The organism is Mesorhizobium sp. LSHC420B00, assembly GCF_000503055.1.
Classification (GTDB): domain Bacteria; phylum Pseudomonadota; class Alphaproteobacteria; order Rhizobiales; family Rhizobiaceae; genus Mesorhizobium.
The window spans coordinates 1-2648 of the sequence record NZ_AYVY01000071.1 but is presented as its reverse complement, the minus strand read 5'-3'; the positions used below and the strand labels follow the sequence as shown (position 1 = coordinate 2648).

At 66.5% G+C, this 2648-nt stretch carries 2 protein-coding genes; both read left to right on the top strand.

Annotated elements, in window-relative coordinates:
* Positions 1-760: 760 nt before the first annotated feature.
* Positions 761-1531, top strand: coding sequence for a hypothetical protein (locus tag X760_RS73475; RefSeq protein ID WP_245278806.1), 771 nt, complete (start codon positions 761-763; stop codon positions 1529-1531).
* Between the two features lie 12 nt (positions 1532-1543).
* The gene (locus X760_RS73470) at positions 1544-2593 is read left to right on the top strand and encodes a toprim domain-containing protein (protein ID WP_023723247.1); all 1050 of its coding nucleotides are present in this window, start codon (positions 1544-1546) and stop codon (positions 2591-2593) included.
* Positions 2594-2648 lie beyond the last annotated feature (55 nt).

Genomic DNA, 2648 nt, shown 5'->3' with positions numbered 1-2648 from the left:
GGAGTTCAGACGTGTGCTCTTCCGATCTCACCGATCTCGATCGATCCGGACATCGGCTTGCCATGGCGAGAACGCTTCGACAGCCTCAGCCTCGCGCGAGAGGAGCGAATGCTGCAGGGTGCCTGCTATCTCGTCTGCGCTTACCTCACCGGCATGCGCGACAGCGAGGTGCAGGCGATGCAGCCGGGCTGTGTGTCGCCGGTGCGCAGCGCCGACGGCCTAGTTGAGCGCTACCGGGTACGCAGCACCGTTTACAAGCGCCACGGCGCGCGGGGCGTTCAGGCCGACTGGATCACGATCGAGCCGGTCGCCCGCGCCGTGGAAGTCATGGAGGTGCTCTCGGCGCGCAATCGCACGGAGAAGGGATTGTCGTCGCTGTGGGTGACGCTGAAGGACTGGCCCTGGAGTGCCGATCACCTCGGCATAGGTGCGGCGCCGACGCTCAATCTTTTCCGCGACGGCCTCGATGCGCGCTCAAAAGGAGAGCCGGCGATCCCGCGCATCGGCGAAGAGCCTTGGAGGTTCACGACACGGCAGCTGCGCCGCACGATCGCCTGGTACATCGCCAACCGGCCGTTCGGCACTGTTGCCGGCAAGATCCAATACAAGCACGCCTCCGTCGCGAAAAATAGAAGGCGCCATTGCCGCCGGCTCCTATGACAAGGGTCTGGAGACCATCACGGCGGAAAGCATCGTCGTCACCGATCGCCGCACCGTCTACTCGCACCCGGTCTCGGGCGCGCAGTCGCATGTCCTGACCGTGGCGCGCAAGGACCGCATCCGGCCGCTCGGCCTGGTTGATGCGCTGGCCATCGTCCGGGCGGAGCCGCAATCGGTTCTGCTGGTGAACACACGTTCGAGCCGCGCGGCGATCCGGCTGCCGACTGCGAGCCTGATGCTCGACGACGGCGCGATAGAGCACCGCGTGCGGCTGCTGCGGCCGACCGACGAGCTGCGCTTCGGCCTCGACGCCCTTGCCGAAACCCACTGGCAGCCGACCGACCGAAAACTGTTCTGCGATCTGTGGCAGGCAGAAGTCGCTGCCGTCCCGGAGTTTACCACCAGCACCTTTCACATCGTGACGGGACTGCTGTTGCCGATCTGGCGTCGGCTGCCAGACCATGATTGTCAGGTCTACCGGATCCAGACCGATGCCGGCGAACGCATCATCGGCCGTCACATCGCGCCGACGCTTGTCGCGACCATGTTCCGCAATCTGGGGCTCGACGATGTACCCAAGCTCGCGCCGGAAGATGCCTGGACCGGGCTTGTCGACGGACGGATCGGACTGCAACTCGCCGATGGCCTGATTCTGCGCCGCAGCCGCGTCATGAACGACTACCGTGTCGAATTGATCGGCTTCACCCACGCGATGGTCCCCCGGTTGAAAGCGCTGGGGCTGATCTCCGAGATCATCTCCTGGAAGCTGCGGCTGTTCATCCCGACGAGCGAACAAGGCTCCGCCATCCTCGCCGCGCTCCTCGACCGCCATACGCTGGTTGGCGTCACCGACCGCACCGCGGCGGCTTGAGGGGAGGCGATCATGACCGGCTCGGCCTCCGAGCTGGCACGCCGCCTTGGCAATCATGCCGAGGCGGTGTGCCGCGAATATCTCCCCAACGGCCATCGCTCCGGCAATTACTGGATGGTCGGCGATGTCCGCAACACGCCCGGCCGTTCCATGCATGTGCGGCTCAAGGCGGTTGGCGGCAAGGCAGCCGGAAAATGGGTCGACGAGTCGTCGGGCGAATATGGCGACCTGCTTGACGCCATCGAGCAGAGCTGTGGTCTGGTCGACTTCCGCGAGGTCGCGGATGAAGCACGTCGCTTCCTCTCCATGCCGCTGCCACCGCCCCAGCCTCAGCCCCTTGGCGCGCAGTGCCAGCCAGCCGCGAAACGCGGCTCCCCTGAGGCCGCGCGTCGTCTGTTCGCCATGTCCCAGCCGATCGCCGGCACGCTGGCCGAACGCTATCTTGCCGGCCGCGGCATTCTGCTTTCGACGCACGAGCGCGCGCTGCGCTTCCATCCCGGCTGCTACTACAGGAATCTCGTAACGGGCGAGACGCAGACCCTGCCTGCGCTGATTGCTGCTGTCACCAACCTCGACGGGCGTATCACCGGCCTGCAACGGACTTGGCTTGATCCTTCGGGTCACGGCAAGGCGCAACTCGCGGATCCACGCCGCTCGCTGGGGGATCTCCTTGGCAACGGCATCTGGCTAGGCCATGAGCCCGGCATGCCCGTCCCGGTCATGGCGGCCGGCGAGGGCTTCGAGACGATGGCTTCGCTTAAGGTGGTGATACCGGCGCTGCCTGTGGCGGCCGCCACCTCGGCCAATCACCTCGCCGGCCTGAGGCTTCCGCTTGGCTGCCGCCGCCTCTACATCGCAGCCGATGCCGACGCTGCCGGCCGGCACGGCATCGAACGCCTCAGCCAACGCGCAGGCGAGGCCGGGATCCTCGCCCTGGTGTTGCGGCCGCAGCTCGGCGATTTCAACGACGATCTGCGCCATTCCGGCCCGGCCCATCTCGCGGCATGGCTCAGCGATCAGCTCGTCCCGGATGATGCCCGTCTCTTCCTGTCGCCCGGATGAACGGGTCGGGACTGGCAGGCGGGCCGGCACGGCGTCGCCGGAGAGCCTGCAGGCA

Coding starts and splice junctions, on each gene's coding strand:
- X760_RS73470 (WP_023723247.1), top strand. CDS start 1,544: ATGACCGGCTCGGCCTCCGAGCTGGCACGCCGCCTTGGCAATCATGCC.